The 25,539-nt window shown below is 59.4% G+C and carries 21 protein-coding genes and 1 pseudogene; 19 read left to right on the top strand and 3 right to left on the bottom strand.

Annotated elements, in window-relative coordinates:
- Positions 1-12: 12 nt before the first annotated feature.
- The 5 genes from CRO62_RS04460 to CRO62_RS04440 all read left to right on the top strand — a co-directional run bounded on the left by CRO62_RS04460 (position 13) and on the right by CRO62_RS04440 (position 5,482).
- Positions 13-666, top strand: a complete 654-nt coding sequence (locus CRO62_RS04460; RefSeq protein ID WP_097099366.1) for an amino acid ABC transporter permease — start codon at positions 13-15, stop codon at positions 664-666.
- Positions 659-1,381: an amino acid ABC transporter ATP-binding protein gene (locus tag CRO62_RS04455; RefSeq protein WP_004431309.1), complete on the top strand. Its 723-nt coding sequence runs from the start codon at positions 659-661 to the stop codon at positions 1,379-1,381. The genes CRO62_RS04460 and CRO62_RS04455 overlap by 8 nt, the downstream gene beginning before the upstream one ends.
- On the top strand, positions 1,381-2,622 hold the full coding sequence (locus CRO62_RS04450; RefSeq protein WP_097099365.1) for an NAD(P)/FAD-dependent oxidoreductase: 1,242 nt from the start codon (positions 1,381-1,383) through the stop codon (positions 2,620-2,622). Before CRO62_RS04455 ends, CRO62_RS04450 begins: the two co-directional genes overlap by 1 nt.
- A gap of 111 nt (positions 2,623-2,733) precedes the next feature.
- Entirely contained in the window at positions 2,734-4,443 is a 1,710-nt protein-coding gene (locus CRO62_RS04445) for an aconitase X (protein WP_097099364.1), read from the top strand.
- Between the two features lie 10 nt (positions 4,444-4,453).
- Positions 4,454-5,482 carry a trans-3-hydroxy-L-proline dehydratase gene (locus CRO62_RS04440; RefSeq protein ID WP_097099363.1) on the top strand — a complete coding sequence of 343 codons (1,029 nt, stop codon included), beginning with the start codon at positions 4,454-4,456 and terminating at the stop codon, positions 5,480-5,482.
- 61 nt (positions 5,483-5,543) lie between these two features.
- Here the strand turns inward: CRO62_RS04440 and CRO62_RS04435 are convergent, their stop codons facing one another.
- Positions 5,544-6,566 carry a LacI family DNA-binding transcriptional regulator gene (locus CRO62_RS04435; protein ID WP_025594918.1) on the bottom strand — a complete coding sequence of 341 codons (1,023 nt, stop codon included), beginning with the start codon at positions 6,564-6,566 and terminating at the stop codon, positions 5,544-5,546.
- Positions 6,567-6,723: 157 nt separating this feature from the next.
- Positions 6,724-7,044 carry a hypothetical protein gene (locus tag CRO62_RS04430; RefSeq protein ID WP_004431319.1) on the bottom strand — a complete coding sequence of 107 codons (321 nt, stop codon included), beginning with the start codon at positions 7,042-7,044 and terminating at the stop codon, positions 6,724-6,726.
- Positions 7,045-7,340: 296 nt separating this feature from the next.
- On the opposite strand from CRO62_RS04430, the gene CRO62_RS04425 reads away from it, so the two are divergent.
- From CRO62_RS04425 to CRO62_RS04395, 7 genes are all read left to right on the top strand, one after another.
- Positions 7,341-8,144, top strand: a complete 804-nt coding sequence (locus CRO62_RS04425) for a transporter substrate-binding domain-containing protein (RefSeq protein ID WP_004431321.1) — start codon at positions 7,341-7,343, stop codon at positions 8,142-8,144.
- A gap of 66 nt (positions 8,145-8,210) precedes the next feature.
- The gene (locus CRO62_RS04420) at positions 8,211-8,915 is read left to right on the top strand and encodes an amino acid ABC transporter permease (protein ID WP_004431329.1); all 705 of its coding nucleotides are present in this window, start codon (positions 8,211-8,213) and stop codon (positions 8,913-8,915) included.
- On the top strand, positions 8,912-9,571 hold the full coding sequence (locus tag CRO62_RS04415) for an amino acid ABC transporter permease (RefSeq protein WP_003505666.1): 660 nt from the start codon (positions 8,912-8,914) through the stop codon (positions 9,569-9,571). The genes CRO62_RS04420 and CRO62_RS04415 overlap by 4 nt, the downstream gene beginning before the upstream one ends.
- Positions 9,552-10,283: an amino acid ABC transporter ATP-binding protein gene (locus CRO62_RS04410; RefSeq protein WP_004431334.1), complete on the top strand. Its 732-nt coding sequence runs from the start codon at positions 9,552-9,554 to the stop codon at positions 10,281-10,283. Before CRO62_RS04415 ends, CRO62_RS04410 begins: the two co-directional genes overlap by 20 nt.
- A 24-nt stretch (positions 10,284-10,307) precedes the next feature.
- Positions 10,308-11,243: a 2-hydroxyacid dehydrogenase gene (locus CRO62_RS04405; protein WP_097099362.1), complete on the top strand. Its 936-nt coding sequence runs from the start codon at positions 10,308-10,310 to the stop codon at positions 11,241-11,243.
- A gap of 341 nt (positions 11,244-11,584) precedes the next feature.
- The gene (locus CRO62_RS04400; RefSeq protein WP_097100380.1) at positions 11,585-13,735 is read left to right on the top strand and encodes a GGDEF and EAL domain-containing protein; all 2,151 of its coding nucleotides are present in this window, start codon (positions 11,585-11,587) and stop codon (positions 13,733-13,735) included.
- Positions 13,736-14,242: 507 nt separating this feature from the next.
- Complete coding sequence (locus tag CRO62_RS04395; protein ID WP_097099361.1) at positions 14,243-15,307, top strand: porin; 1,065 nt, start codon at positions 14,243-14,245, stop codon at positions 15,305-15,307.
- A gap of 227 nt (positions 15,308-15,534) precedes the next feature.
- Here the strand turns inward: CRO62_RS04395 and CRO62_RS04390 are convergent, their stop codons facing one another.
- Positions 15,535-17,034: an amidohydrolase family protein gene (locus CRO62_RS04390; RefSeq protein ID WP_097099360.1), complete on the bottom strand. Its 1,500-nt coding sequence runs from the start codon at positions 17,032-17,034 to the stop codon at positions 15,535-15,537.
- A gap of 168 nt (positions 17,035-17,202) precedes the next feature.
- Between CRO62_RS04390 and CRO62_RS04385 the strand changes: the two are divergent.
- The 7 genes and pseudogenes from CRO62_RS04385 (at position 17,203) to CRO62_RS04355 (ending at position 25,538) form a co-directional block, all read left to right on the top strand.
- Positions 17,203-18,754: pseudogene (locus CRO62_RS04385) on the top strand (ABC transporter substrate-binding protein).
- Between the two features lie 171 nt (positions 18,755-18,925).
- Entirely contained in the window at positions 18,926-19,894 is a 969-nt protein-coding gene (locus CRO62_RS04380; protein ID WP_004431345.1) for an ABC transporter permease, read from the top strand.
- Positions 19,895-19,912: 18 nt separating this feature from the next.
- Entirely contained in the window at positions 19,913-20,863 is a 951-nt protein-coding gene (locus CRO62_RS04375; RefSeq protein WP_097099359.1) for an ABC transporter permease, read from the top strand.
- 5 nt (positions 20,864-20,868) lie between these two features.
- Positions 20,869-22,062 (top strand): amidohydrolase family protein, encoded by a 1,194-nt coding sequence (locus CRO62_RS04370; RefSeq protein ID WP_097099358.1) that lies wholly within the window; start codon positions 20,869-20,871, stop codon positions 22,060-22,062.
- Complete coding sequence (locus tag CRO62_RS04365) at positions 22,062-23,555, top strand: amidohydrolase family protein (RefSeq protein WP_097099357.1); 1,494 nt, start codon at positions 22,062-22,064, stop codon at positions 23,553-23,555. The genes CRO62_RS04370 and CRO62_RS04365 overlap by 1 nt, the downstream gene beginning before the upstream one ends.
- Complete coding sequence (locus tag CRO62_RS04360; RefSeq protein WP_097099356.1) at positions 23,548-24,531, top strand: ABC transporter ATP-binding protein; 984 nt, start codon at positions 23,548-23,550, stop codon at positions 24,529-24,531. The genes CRO62_RS04365 and CRO62_RS04360 overlap by 8 nt, the downstream gene beginning before the upstream one ends.
- On the top strand, positions 24,528-25,538 hold the full coding sequence (locus tag CRO62_RS04355) for an ABC transporter ATP-binding protein (RefSeq protein WP_097099355.1): 1,011 nt from the start codon (positions 24,528-24,530) through the stop codon (positions 25,536-25,538). The genes CRO62_RS04360 and CRO62_RS04355 overlap by 4 nt, the downstream gene beginning before the upstream one ends.
- The last annotated feature ends 1 nt before the right edge of the window (position 25,539 follow it).

Here is a 25,539-nt window from a genome sequence, read left to right as displayed (position 1 = left end):
GAGAGGTGCGCCATGTTTGAAACCGCTCTCACCTGGGGTGATCTTGCCTTCCTTGCCAAGGGCGCGGGGATGACGCTTGCCGTCACCGCCGTTGCCGTGACGGCTGGCACCCTCATGGGGATCATCTTCGGTGTCATCCGCTTCCAGCTCGGGGCCTATTGGTCGCTGCCGCTGACCTTCGTGCTGGATGTTTTCCGCTCCGTGCCGCTCCTCATCCAGCTGGTGCTTGGCAATGCCTTCCAGTCGATCGCCAAGCTCGGCTGGCCGCCATTCACCACCTCATGCGTGGTGCTGTCGCTTTATACGGCTGCTTACTGCACCGAGATCGTGCGTGGCGGTATCGAAGCGGTGCCGTCGAACACGCGCCGCGCCTGCCGTTCGCTCGGCATGACCTGGTCGCAGGACATGCGCTACATCGTGCTGCCGCTTGCAACTCGCGTGTCGTTGCCCTCCTGGATCGGCCTGACACTCGGCGTCATGAAGGATTCGGCGCTGGTGCTGTGGCTCGGGCTTATCGAGCTTCTGCGTGCCTCGCAGATCCTCGTCACCCGCCTGCAGGAACCGCTGACCATTCTCATGATCTGCGGCGCCATCTATTTCCTTATCAGCTTCCCCATCGCCCGTTTCGGCGGGTATCTCGAAAGACGGTGGTCCCCCAATGATTGAGATCGAAAACGTCCGCAAATCCTTCGGCCCGCTGGAGGTTCTGAAAGGGATCAACCTGACCGTCAACAACGGCGAGGTCGTCACTATCATCGGTGGTTCCGGCTCCGGCAAGTCGACGCTGCTGACCTGCATCAACGGCCTGGAGCCGATCGATAGCGGCAAGATCGTCATCGACGGCACCGAGGTGCATGCCAAATCGACCGACCTCAACAAGCTGCGACGCAAGGTCGGCATCGTCTTCCAGCAATGGAATGCCTTTCCGCATCTGACGGTGCTCGAAAACGTCATGCTGGCGCCGCGCAAGGTGCTTGGCATTTCGAAAGAGCAGGCCGAGGAAATCGCGGTCAAGCAACTGACCCATGTCGGTCTTGCCGAAAAGCTGAAGGTCTATCCGAACCGCATGTCAGGCGGTCAGCAGCAGCGTATGGCGATTGCCCGCGCTCTTGCCATGTCGCCGGAATATATGCTGTTCGACGAAGTCACCTCCGCGCTCGATCCGATGCTGGTGGGCGAAGTGCTCGATACGCTGAAGATGCTGGCCGACGAGGGCATGACGATGATCTGCGTCACCCATGAAATGGCCTTCGCCCGCGATGTGTCGAACCGTGTCGCCTTTTTCCATCAGGGCGTGATGGCGGAAATCGGCACGCCGGATCAGCTTTTCGGCGCGCCGCAGCACCCCGAGACGCAGAAATTCCTGTCGAGCGTGCGGTAATGTCTGCAAACAATGTCATCGTCATAGGGGCCGGCGTTGTCGGCCTCTCGGCAGCTATTGCGGCGCAGGGACGCGGCCTTTCGGTCACGGTTATCGATCGTGAAGGCCCGGCGGCGGGCGCTTCCGCCGGTAACGCCGGTGCCTTCGCCTTCACCGATATCCTGCCGCTCGCGTCCCCCGGCATTCTCTGGAAAGCGCCGAAGTGGCTTCTCGATCCGCTCGGGCCGCTCAGCGTACCGCCTGCCTATGCGCTGAAGATTGCACCATGGATGTTCCGGTTCTGGCGCGCCTGTGCCGCCTCGAAGGTTGAACATTCCACCGCCGCCCAGACGGCGCTGATGGACCTGTCGAAATCCGAACTTGAGCCGTTCCTCAGAAAAACCGACACGATTGCCATGCTGCGCAAGGAGGGCAATCTCCAGGTCTATGAAAGCGAAGCCGAATTCGAAGGCTCGCTTGCCGGCTGGAAGGCGCGCGAGCGTCATGGCATCGAGTTCCGGCACCTCAATGCCGAGCAGATGGCCGAGATACAGCCCGGCATCGCACCGCGTTTCACCTGCGGCACCTTCACGCCGGGCTGGCATTCCATCGCCGATCCAAAGCTCTACACGCTGGCTCTTGCCGAGCATTTCCGCAGCATTGGCGGTCGTATCGAACGTCTCGACATCGCGGCGCTCAGGCCGCTGGAAGACGGTGTGGAAGTGGTGAGTCACGACGGGCGCACCCGCAAGGCCGGCAAGGTGGTGCTGGCGGCGGGCGCATTTTCGCATCGCATTGCCCGTTCGCTCGGGGAAAAAATTCCGCTGGAAACGGAACGGGGGTATAATACCACCCTGCCTTCAGGCGCCTTTGATCTGCGCACGCAGGTGACCTTCGGTGGCCATGGTTTCGTCGTCACGCGGCTTTCGACCGGCATTCGCGTCGGCGGTGCGGTGGAGCTGGGCGGGCTTGAGCTTCCGGCCAATTTTGCCCGCTCCGAGGCGCTTCTCGCCAAGGCGGCAAGTTTTCTGCCAGGTCTGAAAACCGAAGGCGGCAAACAATGGATGGGCTTCCGCCCGTCGCTGCCCGACAGCCTGCCGGCAATTGGTGCGGCGCGGCATACGGCGCGGGTGGTCTATGCTTTCGGCCACGGCCATCTGGGGCTGACGCAATCGGCCGGCACGGCCCGCATCGTCGCCGATCTACTGACGGGGCAAAAACCCGCCATCGATACAAGGGCATTTTCGCCACAACGTTTCTAGAGAATTTTGGCTTTTCTCCAAAACGCAAAAATTCTCTAGTTTTTTTTACGCATTTTCCAGACGTAAAACCGCTACGCACTTTTACTGGAAATGCTTTTGGGGAGATTTTCGATGTCTTCTTCCGTTTCGACAACAGCCGTTCCTCAGGCGCGCAGCATCCTGCCGGGCGCGGCTGAAGGTGTGGTGATCGCCACGACTGAGGCGCTGAGTTTCTGGGGCGGTGTCGATCCCGCCACTGGTAAAGTGATTGACGTGCACCACCCGTTGCACGGCGTCTGTCTCACCGGCGGTGTGCTGTTCATGCCGTCAAGTCGTGGCTCCTGCACCGGTTCTGGCGTTTTGCTTGATCTCATCCTGACGGGCCGCGCACCCTCAGCGCTTGTCTTCTGCGAGGCCGAAGACGTGCTGACGCTCGGCGCGCTGATCGCTGCGGAAATGTTCGGCAAGCCCCTGCCGGTGCTGCGCCTGGACGCGGAGAATTTCGCGCGGCTCTCCCAAGCTTCTCATGTGCGTATTGATGAAAATACCATTGAGGCCGATGGCGTTTCCCTCGCGATCGCGCCGCCTGCAACGACGCATCTCGATCTCAAGAATGACGACAGGGCAATGCTTGAGGGCCGCGACGGCATTGCCGTGCAGCAGGCAATGCGCATCATTGTCGCCATGGCCGCCCAGCAGGGGGCGTCAGCGCTCGTCGATGTCACGCAGGGTCATATTGACGGTTGCATCTATGCCAGCCCCGCCAATCTCACCTTTGCAGAAAAGATGGCGGAGATGGGCGCAAGCGTGCGCGTGCCGACGACCATGAACGCCATCTCGGTGGACAAGGCGCATTGGCGCGCGCAGGGCGTGCCGGAGGATTTCGGCGATCCCGCCGCAAGGCTGGCGGATGCCTATGTACGCATGGGCTGTCGCCCCACCTTTACCTGTTCGCCCTATCTGCTCGACAGCGCGCCGCAGGCCGGCGACATGATCGCCTGGGCCGAATCGAATGCCGTGATTTTCGCCAATACGGTTCTCGGCGCACGCACGGCCAAACATCCGGATTTTCTCGATCTCTGCATTGCCTTGACGGGCAGGGCACCATTGTCCGGCGTCTATCTTGAGGAAAACCGCCGGCCGCAACGCCTTGTCGATGTCGCTTTGCCTGAGGGTATCAATGACGCCTTCTGGCCGCTCATCGGTTATCTCGCCGGCAAGGCAGCCCCCGATTGCATTCCGCTTCTGCGCGGTCTTGGCGCAGCAAAGCCTTCGCGGGATGATCTGAAGGCACTCTGCGCCGCTTTCGGTACCACGTCTGCGGCTCCCATGCTGCATATCGAGGGCGTCACCCCGGAAGCGGGACTGGAGCCGGTCGAGATGGCTGAAACCGTCACAGTTTCGCTTGCTGATATGGCCGCGGGCTGGTCGCTGCTGAATGAGGGACCAGAGGATGTGCAACTGGTTGCCATCGGCAGCCCGCATGCCTCGCTGGAGGAATGCCGCGCGCTGGCGTCCGCCTTCAACGGGCGCAGGCGTCATGCAAATGTTGCCGTCATCGTCACTGCCGGACAGCAGGTCATCGACGCAGCAGAACGGGACGGCACCCTGCAAAGCCTGAATGACAGTGGCGTCCAGGTGCTGCCTGATCTCTGCTGGTGCTCGATTTCCGAACCGGTCTTTCCGACCAGGACGCGCGCGCTGATGACCAATTCGGGCAAGTACGCCCATTACGGCCCTGGCCTCAGCGGCCGCGCGGTGCGCTTCGGCAGCCTTGCCGACTGTGTTGAAAGCGCACTGACCGGCCGTGCTATTTCCCGTCTTCCATCCTGGCTTTCCTGAGGAGCAATAAATGCGCAGTATCAACACAGTTCACGTCATCTCCGCCCATGCGGAAGGCGAGGTGGGTGATGTGATCGTGGGCGGCGTCAGGCCGCCGCCGGGCGAGACGATCTGGGAACAGAGCCGTTTCATAGCCCGTGATGAGACCCTGCGCAATTTCGTGCTCAACGAGCCGCGCGGTGGCGTGTTCCGCCACGTCAATCTTCTGGTGCCGCCGAAACATCCTGAGGCGGATGCCGCCTTCATCATCATGGAGCCGGAAGATACCCCACCCATGTCGGGCTCCAACTCCATCTGCGTTTCCACTGTGCTTCTGGATGGCGGTATCGTGCCAATGCAGGAGCCGGAAACCCATATGCTGCTTGAAGCGCCGGGCGGGCTTGTGAAGGTGCGTGCCGAATGCCGCAATGGCAAGGCCGAACGCATTTTCGTGCAGAACCTGCCGAGCTTTGCCGCGAAGCTCGATGTAGAACTCGAGGTCGAGGGGCTCGGTACGTTGAAGGTGGATACGGCCTATGGCGGCGACAGTTTCGTCATCGTCGACGCCGAGGCGATGGGCTTCAGCCTGAAGCCGGATGAAGCGCATGAGATTGCCCGTCTCGGCGTGCGCATCACCAATGCCGCCAACAAGGCTCTGGGTTTTGAGCATCCCGAAAACCCCGATTGGCGTCATTTTTCCTTCTGCCTGTTTGCGGGCAAGGTGGAGCGCACCGCTGAAGGCCTGCGGGCAGGTGCCGCCGTCGCCATCCAGCCCGGCAAGGTGGATCGCTCACCGACCGGTACGGCGCTTTCGGCCCGCATGGCGGTGCTGCATGCACGCGGTGAGATGAAAGAAGGCCAGACGCTGACGGCCGTGTCGCTCATCGGCTCCACCTTTACCGGTCGCATTCTGGGAACGACAACGGTGGGTGACCGCCCGGCCATCCTGCCGGAAATTTCCGGCCGCGGCTGGATCACCGGCATTCACCAGCACATGCTGGATCCTTCCGATCCATGGCCCGAAGGATATCGTCTGACGGACACTTGGGGTGCTCGATAAGGACGATACACCGTACTTACCTCATCCCTGTGACCAGCACAGGGATGAGGGAGGGAACTCCTCACCCGCCCACCCGCTTCGTCGTCTCGCGCACGATCAACTCGAACCCGACATCCACCCGCGCACCTTCGGGAACGGCAGCGCCTTTTTCCGCTTCCAATATGGAGAGCAGCAATTCGCCCGCTTTGCGGCCGATCATCTGGGCGTCGACACGGATCGTTGAAATCGCCGGATAACATTGCCGGCCGATGTCGAAATCGCCGAAGCCTAGGATGGAAATCTGTTCGGGCACGTGAATGCCGCGACGATGACACTCCATCAGTGCGCCAACGGCGGAAATATCGGAGACCGCGAAAATGCCTTCGACATCCGGCGCTTTCGCCAGCAACGAGCCGAGCGTTTTGGCCCCATGGTCGTAGGAGACGGGGGCGCTGCCCTCGCGGATGATGAGGTCGTCGGCAATGCCGGCTTCGCGAAGTGCAGCACCAAAACCGAGCAGACGGCTTTCGCCGCGCCAGTCCTTCACATCGCCATCGGCCCGTGAGCCGAGCGCACCGATTCTCTTAAATCCAAGCGATATCAGATATTTGGCGGCATTTCTTCCCACTTCATAGTTGGAGAAGCCGACCGCGTGGTCGATGGGATGTTCGGGAACGTCCCAGATTTCCACAATCGGGATGCCGGCGCGCATCAAAACTTCGCTCGCCATCTTGGTATGCACCGTTCCGGCAACGACTATGGCGTCGGGCCGGCGCTCCATCATGGTGCGGATGACGCGCTCCTCCTCCTGGAGATCGTACATGGTATAGCCGATCAGCAGTTGGTAGTCGGCAGCGCGCAGCGCATTGGCGAGCCCCTGCGCGCTGTCTGCGAAGTTGGAGTTGGTGAGCGTCGGCAGGATGGCGGTGATGAAATTGGTGCGCCGGGAGGAAAGTGAACCGGCTATTCTATCCGGAACATAGCCCAGCTTCTCGATGGCCTTCATAACCTTCTGGCGTGTGTCTTCAGACACCAGCGCCGGATCGGCCAGCACCCGCGAAACGGTCATCTTGGAGACGCCCGCGAGTTTCGAGACGTCGCTCATAGTTGCTTTTTTTGACGTGACTAACGCTGCGGCCAAGGGCGTGCGCTCCACCAAAGCATGTCTCCCTGAATTAGAACCGGTTCAGGACAAGACATACACGAAGATATCAAGGGAAAGCACGCCGCATGATTGCAGATCGGTGCGGCGTGCACCGGATTTATGCGATGCGGCGGTAGACGAGGTGATAAAAGCGCCCGTCACACATGCTCATCATCTCGTCCGTCAGCACCCGGCCTTCCAGTCTGACCGGCGAAACCAGCGCTTCTTCCACAGCCTCAATCGACGGATAGTCGATTTCCTGCACCATAATGATGGCAGCCGCGTCCGGGTCCGTACGCTCGGTGCGCATGACGCGCACGGCCTGCGCGTTCGGCATGCGTTTCCAGACCGGCAGAAGCTTTTCCTCGACGATGCGGAAAAACTCCTCCTCCCGACCGGCGTGGATCTTGCCTTCAAAAATTGCCGAGCGTGTATACATGGTTCCCTCCCGAATGAATGCCCGATGCAACAGTTCTGTAGATCGGACTTGCAATGATACCGATAACATGCATTATTGATCCTGCCAAGAACGCGAAATGGTGTCGACCAGAGGAAAATCGATAACCAGCCAAAATCATTGAATTTCATGGGGAATTATAACGGTTTTGGATCTTCGCGTCTTCTTGGGAGGAGTTTTTTGCAAATCGGGTTTAAATGTTATCGAGAACATTTTTCGGTTTGCGCAAAGGCCGCTGTTCCCGTGCGGACGGCAAATAAAGGGTTGGAGGAGAAACCATGAGCATTTCCAGATTTTTGAAGAACATGACCGTCGCAGTCGGTGTTGCCGCAGCAACGCTTGCCGCCACCACCTCGGCCCATGCCGTCTCGCTCAGCGAGATCACCGCGCGCGGCAAGGTCAAGATCGGCGTTCTCACAGGCGCGCCGCCGATGGGTATGGTGGACGAGAAGGGCAATCCTTCCGGATACGACGTTGATGTCGCCAACCTTATCGGCTCTTACCTGTCGCTGCCGGTCGAGCTGGTGCCGCTGACGCCGCCCGCCCGCATTCCGGCGCTCCAGACCGGCAAGGTCGATTTCCTTGTCGCGACGCTCGCCCCGACCGGTGAACGCGCCAAGACCGTCATGTTCACGCAGCCCTACAGCGCGTTCAACATGGACATCATTTCCGGCAAGGATCAGAAATTCGAAAATCTCGATAGCCTCAAGGGCAAGCGTGTTTCGGTCAATCGCGGCTCCTCGCAGGAAACCGCGCTGCGCAAGGCCAATGTCGAAGGTCTCGAAATCGTCGTCTACGAAGACGATTCCACCAGCGCCCAGGCTCTGCTTGCCGGTCAGGTGGACGCCGTCGCCCTGCCGTCCACGGTGGGTGAGGCGATCATCAAGCAGCGTCCGGAAGCCGGTCTGCAGGTCGGTTTCACCTTCTTCCAGCAGGGCAATTCCATGGCGACGAAGATTGAGGATTTCGAGCTGCGTCAGTGGCTGAACACCTCCATCTATCTCATGAAGATGTCGGGCGATCTCGATCGCATCTCGGTTAAGTGGACCGGCCGTCCGCTGCCGCAACTGCCAAGCTTCTGATTGAGCCATTCAACGCGCCCGCCGGGAGAAATTCCGGCGGGCCGGGAAATGTCCACGGAGTGACGCATGTCCTATACATTTCAATTCGGCGCGCTTGCCCAATATCAGAACGAATTGTTGAGCGGCATATGGCTGACGATCAAGCTATCGGTCCTCTCCATCGTGCTCGGTTGCGCATTCGGCATTCTTTTAGCCTCGCTGCGTTCCATCAATGGCGGCATCGTCCGCATCATCGTGGACGGCTATGTTGAGGTGATCCGTAACACGCCATTTCTGGTGCAGCTTTTCATCGTCTATTTCGGTCTGCCGGGGCTCGGCTTTCGCGTTGGAGCCGATACGGCAGCTCTGATCGGCATGACGATCAATCTTGCCGCCTATTCCACGGAAATCATCCGCGCCGGCATCGAGGCGGTGCACAAGTCGCAGATCGAGGCGGGCGAGGCTTTGGGCTTCACCAAATACCAGATCTATCGTCACGTCATCATCGTGCCTGCTATCGCCAAGGTCTATCCTTCGCTGTGCAGCCAGTTCGTGCTGATGATGCTCGCATCGAGCATATGTTCGGCCATCTCCACCCATGAGCTTGCGGCCGCCGCTGCCTTCGTGGAATCGCAGACCTATCGCTCCTTCGAGGTCTATATCGTCGTCACGCTCATCTATCTTGCGCTGGCGCTCAGCCTGCGGCTCATCCTTGCCCTTGTCGGCATGTGGCTGTTCGGCCGCCGCGTGGCGCGCAAGACGATGACCGCCTTGCCGGAGGTGCAGTCATGACACTCAGAACTTTTGGCTGGAACGAGTTCGGCTTTCTGCTCACCGCCCTGCAATGGACCGTGCTTCTGACGATCATTGCGCTCATCGGCGGCGGCCTCGTCGGTTTCTTCGTGGCGCTTGCCCGCACCTCGGATCTGAAGGCGCTGCGTATCGCTGCCGGCACCTATATCCAGGTCATCCAGGGCATTCCGGTGCTGATGATCCTGTTCCTGTCCTATTACGGCCTAAGCCTTGCCGGACTTGAACTGCCACCACTGATTGCCGCCGGCGCATCGATGACGATCTATACGTCGGGTTATCTCGCCGAAATCTGGCGCGGCTGCATCCAGGCGGTGCCGAAGCAGCAATGGGAAGCGTCGGAATCTCTGGCTCTCACCCGCGCCCAGCAATATCGCTACGTCATCCTGCCGCAAGCGATCCGCATTTCCCTGCCGCCGACCGTCGGTTTTGCCGTTCAGGTCGTCAAGAATACGTCCATCGCATCGATCATCGGTTTCGTCGAACTGGCGAGAGCGGGGCAGCTTATCAACAATGCCACGTTCCAGCCGTTCCGCGTCTTCGTCGCGGTGGCCGTGCTTTATTTCATCGTCTGCTACCCGTTGTCCCAGCTGTCGCGTTGGCTGGAAAGGAGGCTTCATGCCGGAAGTAATCGTTGAAAACGTTCACAAGAGCTTTGGCGCTCTGGAAGTCCTCAAAGGCGTGTCGCTGACGGTCGGCCGTGGTGAAGTTTTCGCCCTCATCGGCCGCTCCGGCTCGGGCAAGAGCACGCTGCTGCGCTGCATGAACGGGTTGGAGAAGATCAATTCGGGCCGCATCGAAATCGCCGGCCATGCGCTGGGCGGAGATGCCACGGCGCTGCGCAAGCTGCGCACCGATGTCGGTATCGTGTTCCAGAGCTACAATCTTTTCCCGCATCTGACGGTTGGCGAAAACATCATGCTCGCTCCGCGCATCGTCAAGGACGTGGCAAAATCGGAAACGAAGGACATTGCCCGCGAGGTTCTGCAACTCGTCGGCCTATCGGAGAAATTCGATTCCTATCCCGACCAGCTTTCCGGCGGCCAGCAGCAGCGCGTGGCGATTGCCCGTTCGCTTGCCATGCGGCCGAAGGTGATGCTGTTCGACGAGGTGACCTCTGCACTCGATCCCGAACTGACGGAGGAAGTGCTGACGGTCATGGAAAACCTCGCCAAGGGCGGCATGACCATGATCCTTGTTACCCATGAAATGGCCTTTGCACGCCGTGTGGCGACCGAAACCATCTTCATGCACAAGGGCAAGATCTGGGAACAGGGCCGCTCGGCAGAACTCTTCGCCAATCCGCAAACACCGGAACTCCGGCAATTCGTCAAGGCCGATGTGAAATAGCGCCTGATCCACAAGGACATATCCATGACTACTGAAATTATACAACTGTGCCCGCTGATCCCGGCACTGGAAGAAGAACTCGCGCAGCGCTTCACTGTTCATCGCCTGTTTGAGGCGGCAGACAAGGCGGCATTCCTTTCTGAAAAGGGTGCTGCAATCCGCGGCGTCGTCACCGGTGGCCATATCGGCCTGCCGGCGGATATCGGCGCCGCACTCCCCAATCTCGAGATCGTCGCCATCAACGGCGTCGGTTTCGACAAGGTGGATCTGGCGGAAGCAAAGCGACGCGGTTTCCGCGTTTCCAACACACCGGATGTTCTGACGGCGGATGTCGCTGACCTCGCGCTCGGTCTTGTTCTGGCGCAGGCGCGCAAGCTGCCGCAGGCCGACCAGCACGTGCGCACGGGGCAATGGCTGAAGGGTGATATGGGTCTTTCCACCCGTGTGGCCGGCCGCCGCTACGGCATTTTTGGCCTTGGCCGCATCGGTCAGGCGATCGCCAAAAGGCTGGAAGGCTTTGATGCGCGCATTTCCTACACCGCCAGAAACCGTCGCGACGTTCCCTATGATTATCACGACAGCATCGAGGCGCTGGCCGCCAATTGCGACGTGCTGATCATCGCCGCCGCCGCCACCGCTGAAACGCGCCATATCGTCAATGCGGATGTGCTGAAGGCTCTCGGTCCCCAAGGTGTGCTTGTCAACGTGGCGCGTGGTTCTCTGGTGGATGAAAAGGCACTGGTCGAGGCGCTCTCGAGTGGCACGATCGGTGGCGCAGCGCTTGACGTCTTTGAAGATGAGCCACGTGTGCCAGAGGCGCTTTTCGCCTTCGAAAACGTCACGCTCGCGCCGCATGTCGGCAGCGGCACGCACCAGACCCGGCGCGCCATGGCCGATCTGGTTCTCGCCAATCTCGACGCGCATTTTGCCGGTAAAGAGCTCCCCACACCTGTCGTGTGATGGATAAGCAATTGACGGTTGCAGTCAAACGCTGCAGCCGTTGCAGCTGCATGAGATTGACTACGAACTCCTACAATTCACGGTTCAGTGCAATAAAGTAATGATCGGGAAAAGCTTGTTTCACGGCGCAGATGCGCCGTGGCTCAATGCCGGCTTAAGGCCGGTATGTCGCAGGAGAGGTTTTGCCTTTGCCGACAATCTGATCGCGCGGTATTTGTCGCGCCATTTCGCTTCAATCCCCCGCCGTCGTTCATATTTATATAATATGTATAATCCTACTATTCTGCTTCCTTATACAGTAACGAGGCGGATAGTTGCGTTCCAAGGGCCCGAAGTCACGCTTGCAGAACCGGCCGCCGCGGACGAAGTCCGATGCGCCGCCATCCGACCGGCATACGCTGCTTGAAGCGATGATCGATCATGTGCCGGATTTCATCTATGCCAAGGACCTGGAAGGCCGCTTCCTCTTCGCCAACCGTGCCATCGTCACCGAAAACGGCTTCGACACAGTCGAGGAACTGATCGGTCTCACCGATTACGATATTAACGGCGATGCGGCGCAGCGTGCCGGCATTCCTGAGACCGAGGCGCGGGTGATGCGCACGGGAGAGCCGGATCTCGGTTTTGAGGAACGCGCAATGCGCGGCGATATCGACCGCTGGCTGATGATGTCGCGCGTGCCGCTTAAGGACAAGAACGGCGCGATCATCGGTGTGGTTGGTGCCTCCAGGGATATTACCCAGAAGAAGGCCTCGGAGCGACTGCTTCAGGCGCAGGCGCATATTCTCGAAATGATTGTTGGGGCGGCGCGCATCGAGGATTTTCTCGAAGAATTCGTCAAAGCCATCGAAAACCTCGCTACGGGTCTTGCCTGCGCTGTTCGCGTGTTCGATGCCGCGGCCGGTGAACCCTCGGTCTATGCCTCGCCTGCGCTTGCACAGAATGCGGGGGTGGCCGCACTCATCTCCAGCGTCAGCGACCCCGAAAGCCTGACCTATCCCGCCGGTAACGTGGCCTTCAGTTTCGATATTCCCGCCAGCGAAGGCAATGCGCACGGTTTCGTCTGGTGCATGCTGGCGGGCCGCACACCGGATGCGGGGCTTCTGGAGTTCATCGCCGCCGCCGCGCGCATGGCGGGTCTTGCGATCGATCGCAAACGGGCGGCGGAACATATCGCGTTTCTTGCCGATCACGACATGCTGACACGGCTGCCCAATCGCCGCTTTCTGGATACGAGGATGCCGGAGATACTGGCAGCATCGGCAAAAGCGAAGCGGCATGTCGGCATCGGCTTTCTTGATCTCGATAATTTCAAGCAGATCAACGATACGCTCGGCCATAGCGTTGGCGATGCGTTGTTGTCAAAAACGGCTGAGCGCATCGCGCGCAGTCTCGGTCGAAACGATCTGGTGCTGCGGGTGGGCGGGGACGAGTTCGTCATCATTCTGCACAAGCAGAAGGACGATTTCGAAAGCCGCCTGCAACACATCCGGGCTGCGGTCTCGCAGCCGCTGCGCCTCGGCAACTACGATATCAAGGTCACATGCAGCATTGGCATGGCATTTTTCCCGGAGCACGGGGAAACCACGGCGGAAATTGTCGCTGCGGCCGATCTTGCGATGTATGAGGCCAAGCATAGCGGGCGTGATGGCATTGCAACCTTCACGCCGCGCATGGCGGATGATCTGAGGAAGAAGTTCACCCGCATCGAGGAATTGCGCAAGGCTGTGGAAAGGGACGAGTTTGTTCTCCACTATCAGCCGCAGGTCGATCTTCTGACCGGTCGCATCAGCGGCGTGGAGGCGCTGGTGCGCTGGCAGCACCCGGTGGAAGGTCTGCTCGGCCCCGCGGAATTCATCGGCCTTGCGGAAGAAACCGGCCTCATCGTGGAACTTGGGGAAAGCATTCTGAAGAAAGCCTGCCTTCAGGCGCAGGCATGGTGCACTGCCGGGCTGCCACCCGTCAAAATGGCGGTCAATATTTCGCCCAGGCAGTTTCAGGGCGGGCTTGTGGAGCAGATCAGGTCTGCGCTCACGCAATCCGGCCTTGCACCGTCTCTGCTGGAAATCGAGATCACCGAAACTCTCATCATTCAGGATGTGGAAACATCCGTGCGGATCATGCGCGTCATCAAGGAGATGGGCGTCAGCCTGGCACTGGATGATTTCGGCATCGGTTATTCCTGTCTCGGCATGCTCAAGACCTTCCCCCTGTCGTGCATGAAGATAGATCGGTCGTTCCTCACCCATCTGCCGGAAAAAACCAAGGACAGTGCCATTGTCTCCATCATGATCCAGCTTGCGGGGTCTCTTGGCATCGATGTCATTGCCGAGGGCGTCGAGACCGGCGAGCAGGCAGCGTTTCTGCGCGCTGCCGGCTGCCCCTATGGGCAGGGTTATTACTTCAGCCGTCCGGTGCAGGCGGATGCGATCGAGGCAATGTTGGGGACTATGATGACTTTCCCTGCCGTCCTGTCCAACAACATCCAATAATTCCCACCTCGGTGGCCTGCCACTAACCGGATTCGCCGGGCGCGAATTGGCGGAAGGCACGTTGCGCTGTCTTTGCCGCATAGTGGCGTCCGGAGTGCGGCTATATCACCCTTCTTGCGACCCCACGCGGCAGCAAAAACCCGCATCCCCTCATCTTCATCCATGAAACTTGATGCCTTTCCCAAGCGATTGCGGGATTGGGCGCAAGTCTGTTGTCGTATTATAATTCACAAATATTAGAACTAATTTGTGCAATAACTAAGTAATAAATATCGCAATTACCAAATAAAACATTTATGTATAATATATTAAGCTATTAATTTGTTGTAATTTTACTACGTGATTTGATTGTATGCTTTAAGTGTATTTGTATTCTTTAGATTTGAATTGCGAGTCTCCCGTAGTTTCTGCCATTTGCTGAATCAGCGCAGAGAAGCGGGCGGCAGGGAAAAGACCAGCCCTCAGTTTTGCGCATTCGTTGAAAAATTTTTTGACTGGAGATTAAAAATGAACATCAAGAGCCTCCTCATCGGCTCCGCTGCCGCTCTCGCAGCAGTATCCGGCGCACAGGCCGCTGACGCTATCGTCGCTGCCGAACCCGAGCCCATGGAATATGTTCGCGTTTGCGACGCCTTCGGCACCGGCTTCTTCTACATCCCCGGCACCGAAACCTGCCTGAAGTTCGACGGCTACGTTCGTTTCCAGACCGACTTCGGTCGTAACCAGTCCGGCACTTCTGACTGGGATGCCACGACGCGCGGTCAGTTCAACATCGACACCCGCACCGACACCGAACTCGGCGCTCTGCGCGGCTACATCGGTCTGCGCGGTCAGGCCGACAACGACACCGACCGTAACGTCGTTCTCGATCAGGCTTTCATCGAACTCAGCGGCCTGAAGGTTGGTTTCTACTACAACTGGTGGGATGACGGTCTCTCCGGCGAGTATGACCAGCTCAACTCCAACCGCACCCGTCTGAACGCCATCCGTTACACCTACGACGCCGGCTCCTTCTACATTGGTGCCGCAGCTGAAGAGCTGGAAGGCGCGCGCAAGGGCACGTCCGAGCTTGGCGTTTCAAAGGGCGGCAAGTTCAAGACCAACACGAACGATGTCGGCGTCAGCGCCATCATCGGCGGCAAGTTCGGTGGCGTTAAGGCCAACCTGCTCGGCGCTTACGACACTAACCAGGAAAACGGTGCAATCCGTGCAATCGTCACGGCTGACATCGGTCCGGGCACCCTCGGCCTCTCCGGCGTATGGGCTTCCGGCGCCAACTACTACTACGAAGAATCCGAATGGTCCGTTGCTGCTGAATACGCAATCAAGGCAACTGACAAGCTGACCATCACCCCCGGCTTCCAGTACTTCGGTACGATCGACATCGGTGCTAACAACGACTTCGTTGGCAATCGTGACGCATGGCGCGCTGGCGTTGCTGCTGGCTACAAGATCACCTCCGGTCTTTCCACGCTGGCATCGGTTACCTATCAGGACGTCGACGGCACCAAGGGTGTTAACGGCGGCGGCGACAGCTGGACCGGTTTCGTTCGCCTGCAGCGCGCGTTCTAATAGCCATAAGAAAAAAGCATAAGTCTGGTTAGATAACTCAGATCCACCCCGCTCTTGAGCGGGTGAGTGCTAGCTCCAGTCAAAGTTCCTGGCATAACGTCAGGTTTGCTCCCCGGACCCCTCCAGGCCGGGGAGTTTTTGTTTTGAAAAAGGTTCCGACAATCTTTTTGTCAACAATCTGGTCGCGCGGATCTGCGAGCCGGTTGGTGTGGCACCGGTTTCCGAAATTAGGTTGCGTTATCGCGTTCCAGTACTGGAGTGGGCGGCTGGGGAGGGTGGACCGGTTCTTCGAAGGTTCGCAACAAACGGCCCCAGCCCGGATCATGCATATGCGCTGCAAGACCCGCGCGGGCGGCAAGTGCCAGTGCCTCTTCCTGTCCAAAGGCGAGAGCCGCATTGACGTCGGTCGTCAGAACCCGGCCGTTTTCCATCAGCATCTTGCCATCAACGAAAACGGTGTCGACATCGCTTCCCAGCACCTGATGCACGAGACGGTGCACCGGCATCCACATCGGCATCAGATGTGGCTTGCGCATGTCGATAATGACGACATCGGCCTTTTTGCCAATTTCGAGCGAACCGATTTCATCTTCCATGCCGATGGCATGGGCGGCGTCGATGGTGATCATTTCGAATATCTTGCCCGGCGGCAGCAGGTAGCGATCGTGATTGTGCAGCAGGTGTTGCGTGAACTGTGCAAGTCGGGCGGTCTGGAGCATATCGAAGTGACGGCTGGGTGCAGCGCCATCGGTGGTGATGGCGACTCGAATCCCCTTGGACATCATTTCCATGATCGGCGTTGAGCGGCCCGGCGGGGCGTGGGTCACGCGCGTGCCGGTTTCCGCCAGAATGTCGATCTCTTCATGCGAGATGCCCCAGCAGTGCTGGAGGTGGATATCCGGGCCGAGAAGCGCATTTTCCTTATCCTGAAACGCCATGCGGATTTGTCCCGCAAATGCATCCGAATGCAGCCTGACGCCCATTTTGCGCGCCGTCTCGCGTATGCGGCGCGCCTGCATGCGGTCGTTTTCCGTCAGTTTCACCGCCTGGTCGGGGCTTGAAGCATTGGAGGGTTCTACGGAGGGAACGATGGTAAAGGGTGTCAGGAAAACACTGATGCGTCCATCAGCCGTTCCGTTCAGAGCCTCGATTGTGGCTTCGCTGCCCTCGATCATTTCCTCGAAGCTTATATTGCGGCGCTCCGGAGAGCCGCTTTCCCATCGGGTCACCGGGTGCGGCCAGGGCAGGCCGGAAGGTCCGACGCAGATGATTTCGCGAATCCCGATCTCGTCATAGGCGCGGGCGTGGTTGATGGCAAAGACAGGGTCGTCGGCGCGTGGCATCGAGGTGATGATGCTGGCACCGGTCGTCACGCCGGCGCGCAGCCGCTCGATGCCGGAGACCAGGCCGTCCGCATACCAGTAATCGCGTGTGACGTAGTGGTAGTAGGTCGGCGTCACGACCTTCATCCACATGGCGTTGGTGTCGGCCGCAATGCTGCGGATGAGGGCGTGTCCTGCATGGCCATGGGCGTCAATGAGGCCGGGAATGATGAGTTTTCCCCGGCAATCTATGATCTGCTTGTCAGTGTGACGTGGCGCCAGCTCCGCTGCTGTACCGATGTCGACAATACGGTCGCCCTGAATGGCAAGGCCACAATCCTCGATGATGCGTCTTTCACGATTCACCGTCACCATGGTGCCGTGCAGCAGCAGAAAATTCCCCATTTCGTCCCCTCCCTCATTGAAGTGTAGCTTGTATCCAGAACATCGCGATTTTGGATACGATAATTGTCAACAATATTATTGACAATACGGCTGTGCGAAACAATACTCCGCCTTGCCCGGCCGGTAGGTCTGCCGGCTATCCAATGATTTATAAAAAGGGGGGATCAAATGTCCCGAATTAGAAGTTTCGTTCTGGCCGCCATTGCCGTTCCCGCAAACGCAGAAACCTTGCGTTGGGGCGGCCGCGCGGATCTCTACTCGCTTGATCCGTATTCGGTGCCTTCCACCTCCAACCTCGCCTTTCTCAATCATATCTACGAAGGGCTGGTGCGTTACGGGCCGGACTTCAAGATCGAGCCGGCGCTTGCGACGGAGTGGAAACTTGTTGATGAAAAAACATGGCGTTTCACCCTGCGCAAAGGTGTGAAGTTCCATGATGGTGCTGATTTTAATGCTGACGATGTCGTTGCATCCTTCACGCGCGCTTCGGATGCCACCTCGCCACTGCGCGGAAATATTCCGGTTTTTGCGGGCGTGAAGAAGGTCGATGACTACACCGTCGATCTGAACGTCACCGCGCCCACCTCGCTTTTCCTCAACGACATCACCAATATCTTCATCTTCAACGCCAAGTGGTTGAAAGATAACAACAGTGAAAAGCCGACCGACTTCGCGTCCAAGGTCGATGGCTACACGACGATGCACACCAACGGCACCGGGCCCGTTCAAGCTTGAGAGCCGCGTTCCCGATAGCAAGACGGTTCTTGTCGCCAACGATGCCTGGTGGGATCAGAAAAAACACAATCTCGATCGTATCGAATTCGTGCCGATTGCCTCGGCCGCAACCCGCGTTGCAGCTTTGCTCTCCGGCGAAATCGACCTGATCGATTCCGCGCCGATCCAGGATCTGCCGCGTCTGGAATCCTCGCCCAACATCACGGTGAAGAAGCGCACCGAGCTGCGCACGCTGTTCATCGGCTTCAATCGCCGCGAAAAGCTGGAAGACGGCAAGCCTAACCCCTTCAACGATCTTCGCGTTCGCCAGGCATTCGAGGCGTCGATCGATCGTGATCTCATCAACAAGAAGGTCATGCGCGATCTTGCAAGACCGTCCGGCTCGCTTATTGCGCCTGAGATTGCGGGTTACGCCAAGTCGCTTGATACCTACCAGCCCGCCGATCCGGCAAAGGCGCAGAAGCTGCTTGCCGATGCGGGGATGAAGAACCTTGCATTCACCTATACCTGCATGAATGACGAGAGCATCAACGAGGAAGACATCTGCTCCGGCGTTGCCAACATGCTCAAGCGCGGCGGTTTCCAGCCGACAATCGACATCGCCCCGCGTTCGGTACAGTCTCCCAAGCGCAATGGTGGCAAGGCCGATGTCTTCAACCTCAGCTGGGCGAACGAGCCGACGCTCGATGCCTTCTCGTTCCTGTCGCAGATCCTGTCGACCCGCAAGGGCGCGATGGGCGTTTCCAACTATGGCGGCTGGTCTAACCCCGAGATCGACAAGCTGGTGGATCAGGCAGCACACGAGCAGGACAATACCAAGCGTCTCGCGCTTGAAGAAGCTGCATTGAAAATCGCCAAGGACGAGACGATGCTTGTTCCGCTGCACCAGCAGCCCATCGCCTGGGCCATGCTCGGAAAGGTCAAGAGCGTTGATTTCCGCGCCGACAACAAGCCGCGCCACTGGCTGACGCAGGTCGGCAAGTAATCCGGAATATCAGGGAGGCGTTGGGCATTTCGCTTAACGCCTCCCTGAATGCTCCGCTGCCGGTGCAATTGTTGACAATGTTACGGGCGAATGAGGCCCGTACCCCGTCTCTTGCAAAAATGGGCGAACCTGCCTGCCTTTTGGCCACGGGTTTGCATCCGAGAGGTTACAATGCTGGTTTTCATCATCAAGCGTATGGGAAATGCCATTCTGGTCATGCTTTCCGTCGCGCTTATTGCATTTCTCATTTTCAGGCTTGCGGGAGACCCCGTCGAGCTGATGGTGGGGGAGCAGACATCGCAGGAAGATCGCGCCGCGTTGCGTGAGCGTCTCGGTCTTAACGACAGTCTGCCAACGCAATATCTGCGATTTGTCAAAGATGCCGCCCAGGGCAATTTCGGCGTTTCCTATCGCAACGGCCAGCAGGTGCTGCCGCTGATCGCGGAGCGGTTTCCAGCCACGCTGGAACTGGTTCTGGTGGCCACGATCATATCGCTGGTCGTCGGCCTGCCGCTCGGGGTGCTGACGGCGATCAGGCGCGGAAAGTGGTATACGGAGGGCCTGCAATTCCTGTCGATTGTCGGCGTCTCGCTGCCAAGCTTCGTTGTCGGCATTCTGCTTATTCTCGTCTTTTCGGTCAGCCTCGGCTGGGCGCCGGCCTTTGGTCGCGGTGATGTCGTGCAGCTCGGCTGGTGGTCCACCGGCCTGCTCACCTCATCGGGGCGTGCCGCACTCATTCTGCCTGCCATCGCGCTCTCGCTTTACCAGATCACGCTCGTCATGCGTCTGGTCCGCGCCGAGATGCTGGAGGTGCTGCGGTCCGATTTCGTGAAATTCGCCCGCGCCCGCGGCATTCCCCGCTGGCGCATCTATTTCCGCCATGCGCTGCGCAACTGTCTTATGCCTGTTGTGACGCTGACGACGATGAATGTCGGTTCGCTCATCGCTTTTGCGCTCATCACCGAGACGGTGTTTCAGTGGCCGGGCATGGGCATGCTGTTCATACAGGCGGTGACGTTTCTCGATATTCCCGTCATGGCGGCCTATCTCTGCATCATTTCCTTCATCTTCGTTGTCCTCAACACGTTCGTCGACATTGCCTATGCGGTGATCGATCCGCGTCTGCGCACTGCGCGCTAACCGAAGGGAGCCGGTTTCATGGCCACAGACCTTCCGCAAACGGCAAAACCTGCCCGCCCGTCGCTCATCAAGCGCATACGCAACAGCGATCTCTACTGGTCGTTCAGCCACAGCAGATCGGCGAAGATCAGCGCGCTGATCCTTGCAGTCCTCATCCTCGCCGCCATTTTCGCGCCCCTGATCGCACCGCAGAACCCCTATGACGGCGCTTCGCTCGACATGTGGAAGGCCGAACTGCCGCCAGTGTGGCAGGAGGGTGGCGAATGGCCCTTTCTGCTCGGCACGGATACACAAGGGCGCGACATGCTCTCCGCTATCCTCTACGGCACGCGCATATCGATCGTCATCGGTGTCGCCTCGGTCGCGCTTTCTCTGGTCATCGGCATGACTGCCGGGCTTGTCGCCGGTTATTTTGGCGGTTTTGCCGATAATCTCCTGATGCGCATCGGCGATATCACGCTTTCCATTCCGACAATTCTGGTGGCAATTCTCGTCTCCACGGTCGTCAGGCAGATGCTGCCGGACAATCTTCGCGAGGTCGGCGCATCTGCCGTGCTCATTCTCGCCATCGCGCTTTCCGCCTGGGTGCAATATGCGCGCACCGTGCGTGCCCAGGCGATTGTCGAAACCGGCAAGGACTATGTGCAGGCAGCGAAGCTGATCGGCGTTCCCGCGCGCCGCATCATGGCAAACCATATTCTGCCCAATACGCTGACGCCGATCATGGTTGCCGCTACGCTCAACTTCGGCATGGCGATCCTGACTGAAGCGACGTTGTCGTTCCTCGGCATCGGCATGCCACCCAGCCAGCCGTCGCTCGGAACGCTGATCCGCATCGGCAACCAGTTCCTGTTTTCCGGTTCCTGGTGGATCGTGTTGTTTCCCGTTTTCCAGCTCTGCCTGCTCGTCGTCACCGTCAACCTTCTGGGTGACTGGCTGCGCGATGCGCTCAATCCGAAACTGAGGTGAGTTCCATGTACGATCTTCTGCTCCGCAACGTCAGGCCCATGGCGGGCGACACCTGCGATATTCTGGTAAGACAGGGAAAGATTGCCGGTTTTGGAAAGTTCGAGGCCGAACCCGGCATGCCGGTCGAGGATGGCAACGGCGCAATCGTCGCGCCCGGCCTCATCGATGCTCACACCCATCTCGACAAGACGACATGGGGCATGCCCTGGCATGAGAACAACCGCGCCGCCATCCTGCGCGGGCGGATCGATTTCGAGCGCGAGAACCGCACCCAGATCGGTATCGATCCGCACCGCCAGTCCATGCGCCACGCCATCGGCCTTGCTGCAAACGGCGGCACGCATATCCGCAGCCATGTGGATATCGACCCGACCCACGGCCTGAAGCTTGTCGAAGGCATATGGGAAACACGTGAGAAGCTGAAAGGAATCATCGACATCGAGGTCGTTGCCTTCCCGCAGTCCGGCGTCATAGTCATGCCCGGCACGGTGGAGCTGCTGGACGAGGCCTTGAAACAGGGTTGCGAAGTCCTTGGCGGCATCGATCCCTGCGGCATCGATCGCGATCCCAAAGGCCAGCTCGATATCCTCTTTCAACTCGCGGTCAGGCACGGCGTGCCTATCGACATTCATCTGCATGAGGCTGCCGATCTCGGCGCCTTTACGATGGAACTGATCTTCGAGCGTATTCGTGCCAATGGCATGGAAGGCAAGGTCGCAATCAGCCACGCCTTTGCGCTGGGCATGAATGATTACATCTGGGTCGGCAAGCTGATCGATGAAATCGCCCGGCTCGATGTGGCGATCCTGACGACGGGCGCGCCCTCCGCAACCGTGCCGTCGATCATGCGGCTGAAGGAAGCCGGCGTTCGCGTTGGCGGCGGTTGTGACGGCATTCGCGATACCTGGGGACCGTGGGGCCAGCCGGATATGCTCGACCGGGCCAAGATCATCGGCATGAAGAACGGCTTGCGCTCGGATATCGAGCTTGCGCATGTCCTGCATGTCGTCTCGCAGGGCGGTGCCGATGTCATGGGCCTCAAGGATTACGGTCTTGAGGTTGGCTGTGCCGCAGACTTCACGCTTCTGACCGGCGAAACATTGGCGCATGCCGTTGTCGATGTCGCGCCACGGCCGCTGGTCGTAAAGGGCGGACGCGTGACCGCCAGAGGCGGCAAGGCCGTGGTGGAGGCACCATGATGAACAATCCGCTACAGTCTATCGCTCTCGGTGAACGCCCCTCCGGTCGCACGCTGCTCACCGCTAGCTGGGTGGTCGGTCATAAGGACGGGTCTCACCGGCTGTTGAAAAACGGCGAAGTGGTTTTCGAGAACGGCGAAATCCTTTTTGTCGGCCATGGCTTTCCGGGCGAAGTCGCGCGGCGCGTCGATTTCGGCAATGCCCTGATCAGCCCCGGCCTGATCGACCTCGATGCGCTTTCCGATTTCGATACGACTATTTTGGGGGTCGACAATCACCCCGGCTGGGCGAAGGGCCGTGTTTGGCCACGCTCTTATGTCGAGGCCGGTCCTTACGAGATGTATTCCGAGGAGGAGCTTGCCTTCCAGAAACGTTTCGCCTTCGGTCAGCTTCTCCTCAACGGCATCACCACGGCGGCACCCATTGCCTCGCTGTTTTACCGTGAATGGGGAGAAACGGTCGCTGAATTCGAGGCTGCGGCCGATGCTGCCGGCGAACTTGGCCTGCGGGTCTATCTCAGCCCCGCCTTCCGCTCCGGCGGTATGGTGCTGGAAGAGCCGGGGCGCATGGTGCCCGTGTTCGATGAGGAACGCGGTCTTCAGGGGCTGAAGGAAGCGGTGTCGTTCATCGAACGACAGACCGGAAGGCACGGTGATCTCGTCCGCGGCCTGCTTGCACCTGATAGGGTTGAAACATCGACACTCACCCTGCTCGAAAGAACCGATGCGGCCGCCCGTGATCTCGGCTGCAAATTCCGGCTGCACATGGCGCAGGGCACCATGGAGGTCGATACGGTTCGCAAGCTGCATGGCTCGACTGCGCCGGTATGGCTCGCAAAAGCAGGCCTGCTGAGCGACCGCCTTATCGCGCCGCATGCCACCAATGCGACGGACGAAGATCTGGCGCTCTATGCGGAAAATGGCGTGTCGATCGTCCACTGTCCGCTGGTTTCTGCCAGAAGCGGCAGTACGCTATCGTCCTTCTCCGCGTGCCGGCAGCTTGGAATAAACATTGCGATGGGCACCGATACGGCGCCCGCCGACATGCTGATGAACCTGCTTGTCGGTCTCATAACCTGCCGCATCAATGACGGTGCTCCAGATAAGGTCCGCTCGGCCGATCTGTTCGACGCCGCCACACTCGGCGGCGCTCGGGCGCTGGGCCGGTCCGATCTCGGGCATCTTTCCAAGGGTGCGCGCGCGGATATCGCGGTCTTCGATCTCGATGACACGGTGATGGCGCCGAGCCTCGATCCGATCACGACTGTTGTCACCGGCGGTTCGGGCAAAATCACGCGCGCCGTGTTTGTCGATGGCCGTCTCTCCATGCGGGAAAGACAGGTCGCGAACATCGATATGGCGCGTGCCCGCATTCAGGCGCAGGCACAGTTCGATGGGCTGATCGCGAAATATCCCGAGCGAAGCTGGGCCAATCCGCCCGTTTCGGAAATCTTCCCCCCGAGCTACCCGGTGGAGGTGAATACCAATGGATGACATGAACCAGTCGGTTATCGATGTCCGCAATTTGAAAGTCGAGTTCCCCGGCCGCCGGGGAACGGTGACGGCACTTTCGGATATCAGCCTTTCCATCCGCCCCGGCGAAATCCTCGGTGTGGTCGGGGAGTCCGGTGCCGGAAAATCCATGACCGGCCTTGCGATACAGGGCCTGCTCGAAAAACCGGGCCGCATCGCGGATGGCGAAATATGGCTTGGGTCGCGTCGTATCGATCAACTCGATGACAGGGCGATGGAAAGCATCCGTGGCCGGGAAATCGGGGCGATCTTTCAGGATCCGCTCACCTCACTCAATCCGCTGTTCACGGTTGGCGCGCAGCTTGTGGAGACGATCCGCCAGCATCTGCCGCTTTCGAAAAGGGATGCAAAGGCACGCGCAGTCCAGCTTCTGCGTGATGTCGGTATTCCATCTCCGGAAGAGCGCGTCGATCACCATCCGCATCAATTCTCCGGCGGCATGCGTCAGCGCGTCGTCATAGCGCTCGCACTTGCGGCGTCGCCGAAACTGATCATCGCCGACGAACCGACGACGGCGCTTGACGTGTCGATCCAGGCGCAGATCATCTCGCTGCTGCGCAAGCTCTGCAAGGAAAAGCAGACGGCTGTCATGCTGGTTACGCATGATATGGGCGTCATTGCCGAGGCAGCCGACCGCGTTGCCGTGCTTTATGCCGGCAGGTTGATAGAGGTGGGGCCGGTCGAACAGGTTCTCCATGCGCCTAGGCACCCCTATACGCAGGGCCTGATGGCCTCCATTCCTTCGCTCGGCGCGCGAGTGGAACGGCTCAACCAGATCGACGGGGCCATGCCGCGTCTCGACGCCATCCCGCCCGGATGCGCCTTCAATCCGCGCTGCGGGTTCTCAGGAGCGCGCTGTCTTCGCGAGCGGCCGGAACTGGAAGCGGTGGGTGATGGCGCCAGCGCTTGCTGGATGAATGCAGGAGGTACAGCATGAACACGCCCGCGCAAAAAACACCCGCATTGACGGTCAAGGGCCTCACCAAGACCTTCGATGTCTCTGCCCCATGGCTCAATCGGGTTATCGAGCGGAAGCCCCGGCAATTCGTCCAGGCCGTGAACGACATCGATTTTACGGTTCCGGCGGGCGGCTGTCTCAGCATCGTGGGGGAAAGCGGCTGCGGCAAGTCCACGGTTGCCCGTCTGGTGACCGGGCTGTTCCGGCCAAGTGCGGGTGATTTCCACTTCGCCAAGGGTCGAAAGGATACGCCACTTTCGGCGCAGATGATCTTTCAGGATCCCTATGCCTCGCTCAATCCGCGCTGGCGGGTGAAGAACATCATTGCCGAACCCATCCGCGAACTGAAACTTCGTGCGACCCGGGCCGAGACCATGGAACGGGTGGAGGAACTGTTGCTGACGGTTGGCCTGTCTGCTTCGGACGGCGAAAAGTTTCCGCATGAATTTTCAGGCGGCCAGCGTCAGCGCATCTCGATTGCCCGCGCTTTGGCGAGCGAGCCCGAGTTTCTGGTCTGTGACGAGCCGACATCCGCACTCGATGTATCGGTGCAGGCGCAGGTGCTGAACCTGATGCGACGCCTCCAGGACGAGTTGGGGCTGACCTATCTGTTCATCAGCCACGACATGAGCGTGGTTCGCCACATGTCGGATCGCATTGCGGTCATGTATCTTGGCCGCATCGTGGAGGAGGGCAACACGGAGGAGCTGTTTGCCCGCCCGCGTCACCCCTATACCCAGCTTCTGCTGCAGACGATTCCCAATATCGACGCGCCGCGCCGTGACCGGGAACTGGTTGCCGGTGAAGTTCCAAGCCCGCTCAAACCGCCATCGGGATGCACGTTTCATCCGCGTTGCCCGCTTGCGACGGCGCGCTGTTCGGCGGAGGTGCCAAAGGTGCGCACGCTTGCCGGCGGCACACGTGTCGCCTGCCATCTGGTGGCGGACGAAGAAGAGCTGGTTGTGAAGGAAAGAGAACTCGTCTGAC

The sequence above is a fragment of the Rhizobium sp. AN6A genome (assembly GCF_900215635.1).
Lineage (GTDB): Bacteria > Pseudomonadota > Alphaproteobacteria > Rhizobiales > Rhizobiaceae > Agrobacterium > Agrobacterium tumefaciens.
The sequence above is the reverse complement of the archived record's forward strand: the minus strand, read 5'-3'. Positions and strand labels throughout refer to the sequence as shown.

Bases quoted from the DNA above. Each gene is read 5' to 3' on its own strand.
- CRO62_RS04460 (WP_097099366.1), top strand. From the start codon at position 13: ATGTTTGAAACCGCTCTCACCTGGGGTGATCTTGCCTTCCTTGCCAAG.
- CRO62_RS04455 (WP_004431309.1), top strand. From the start codon at position 659: ATGATTGAGATCGAAAACGTCCGCAAATCCTTCGGCCCGCTGGAGGTT.
- CRO62_RS04450 (WP_097099365.1), top strand. From the start codon at position 1,381: ATGTCTGCAAACAATGTCATCGTCATAGGGGCCGGCGTTGTCGGCCTC.
- CRO62_RS04445 (WP_097099364.1), top strand. From the start codon at position 2,734: ATGTCTTCTTCCGTTTCGACAACAGCCGTTCCTCAGGCGCGCAGCATC.
- CRO62_RS04440 (WP_097099363.1), top strand. From the start codon at position 4,454: ATGCGCAGTATCAACACAGTTCACGTCATCTCCGCCCATGCGGAAGGC.
- CRO62_RS04435 (WP_025594918.1), bottom strand. From the start codon at position 6,566: ATGAGCGACGTCTCGAAACTCGCGGGCGTCTCCAAGATGACCGTTTCG.
- CRO62_RS04430 (WP_004431319.1), bottom strand. From the start codon at position 7,044: ATGTATACACGCTCGGCAATTTTTGAAGGCAAGATCCACGCCGGTCGG.
- CRO62_RS04425 (WP_004431321.1), top strand. From the start codon at position 7,341: ATGAGCATTTCCAGATTTTTGAAGAACATGACCGTCGCAGTCGGTGTT.
- CRO62_RS04420 (WP_004431329.1), top strand. From the start codon at position 8,211: ATGTCCTATACATTTCAATTCGGCGCGCTTGCCCAATATCAGAACGAA.
- CRO62_RS04415 (WP_003505666.1), top strand. From the start codon at position 8,912: ATGACACTCAGAACTTTTGGCTGGAACGAGTTCGGCTTTCTGCTCACC.
- CRO62_RS04410 (WP_004431334.1), top strand. From the start codon at position 9,552: ATGCCGGAAGTAATCGTTGAAAACGTTCACAAGAGCTTTGGCGCTCTG.
- CRO62_RS04405 (WP_097099362.1), top strand. From the start codon at position 10,308: ATGACTACTGAAATTATACAACTGTGCCCGCTGATCCCGGCACTGGAA.
- CRO62_RS04395 (WP_097099361.1), top strand. From the start codon at position 14,243: ATGAACATCAAGAGCCTCCTCATCGGCTCCGCTGCCGCTCTCGCAGCA.
- CRO62_RS04390 (WP_097099360.1), bottom strand. From the start codon at position 17,034: ATGGGGAATTTTCTGCTGCTGCACGGCACCATGGTGACGGTGAATCGT.
- CRO62_RS04380 (WP_004431345.1), top strand. From the start codon at position 18,926: ATGCTGGTTTTCATCATCAAGCGTATGGGAAATGCCATTCTGGTCATG.
- CRO62_RS04375 (WP_097099359.1), top strand. From the start codon at position 19,913: ATGGCCACAGACCTTCCGCAAACGGCAAAACCTGCCCGCCCGTCGCTC.
- CRO62_RS04370 (WP_097099358.1), top strand. From the start codon at position 20,869: ATGTACGATCTTCTGCTCCGCAACGTCAGGCCCATGGCGGGCGACACC.
- CRO62_RS04365 (WP_097099357.1), top strand. From the start codon at position 22,062: ATGAACAATCCGCTACAGTCTATCGCTCTCGGTGAACGCCCCTCCGGT.
- CRO62_RS04360 (WP_097099356.1), top strand. From the start codon at position 23,548: ATGGATGACATGAACCAGTCGGTTATCGATGTCCGCAATTTGAAAGTC.
- CRO62_RS04355 (WP_097099355.1), top strand. From the start codon at position 24,528: ATGAACACGCCCGCGCAAAAAACACCCGCATTGACGGTCAAGGGCCTC.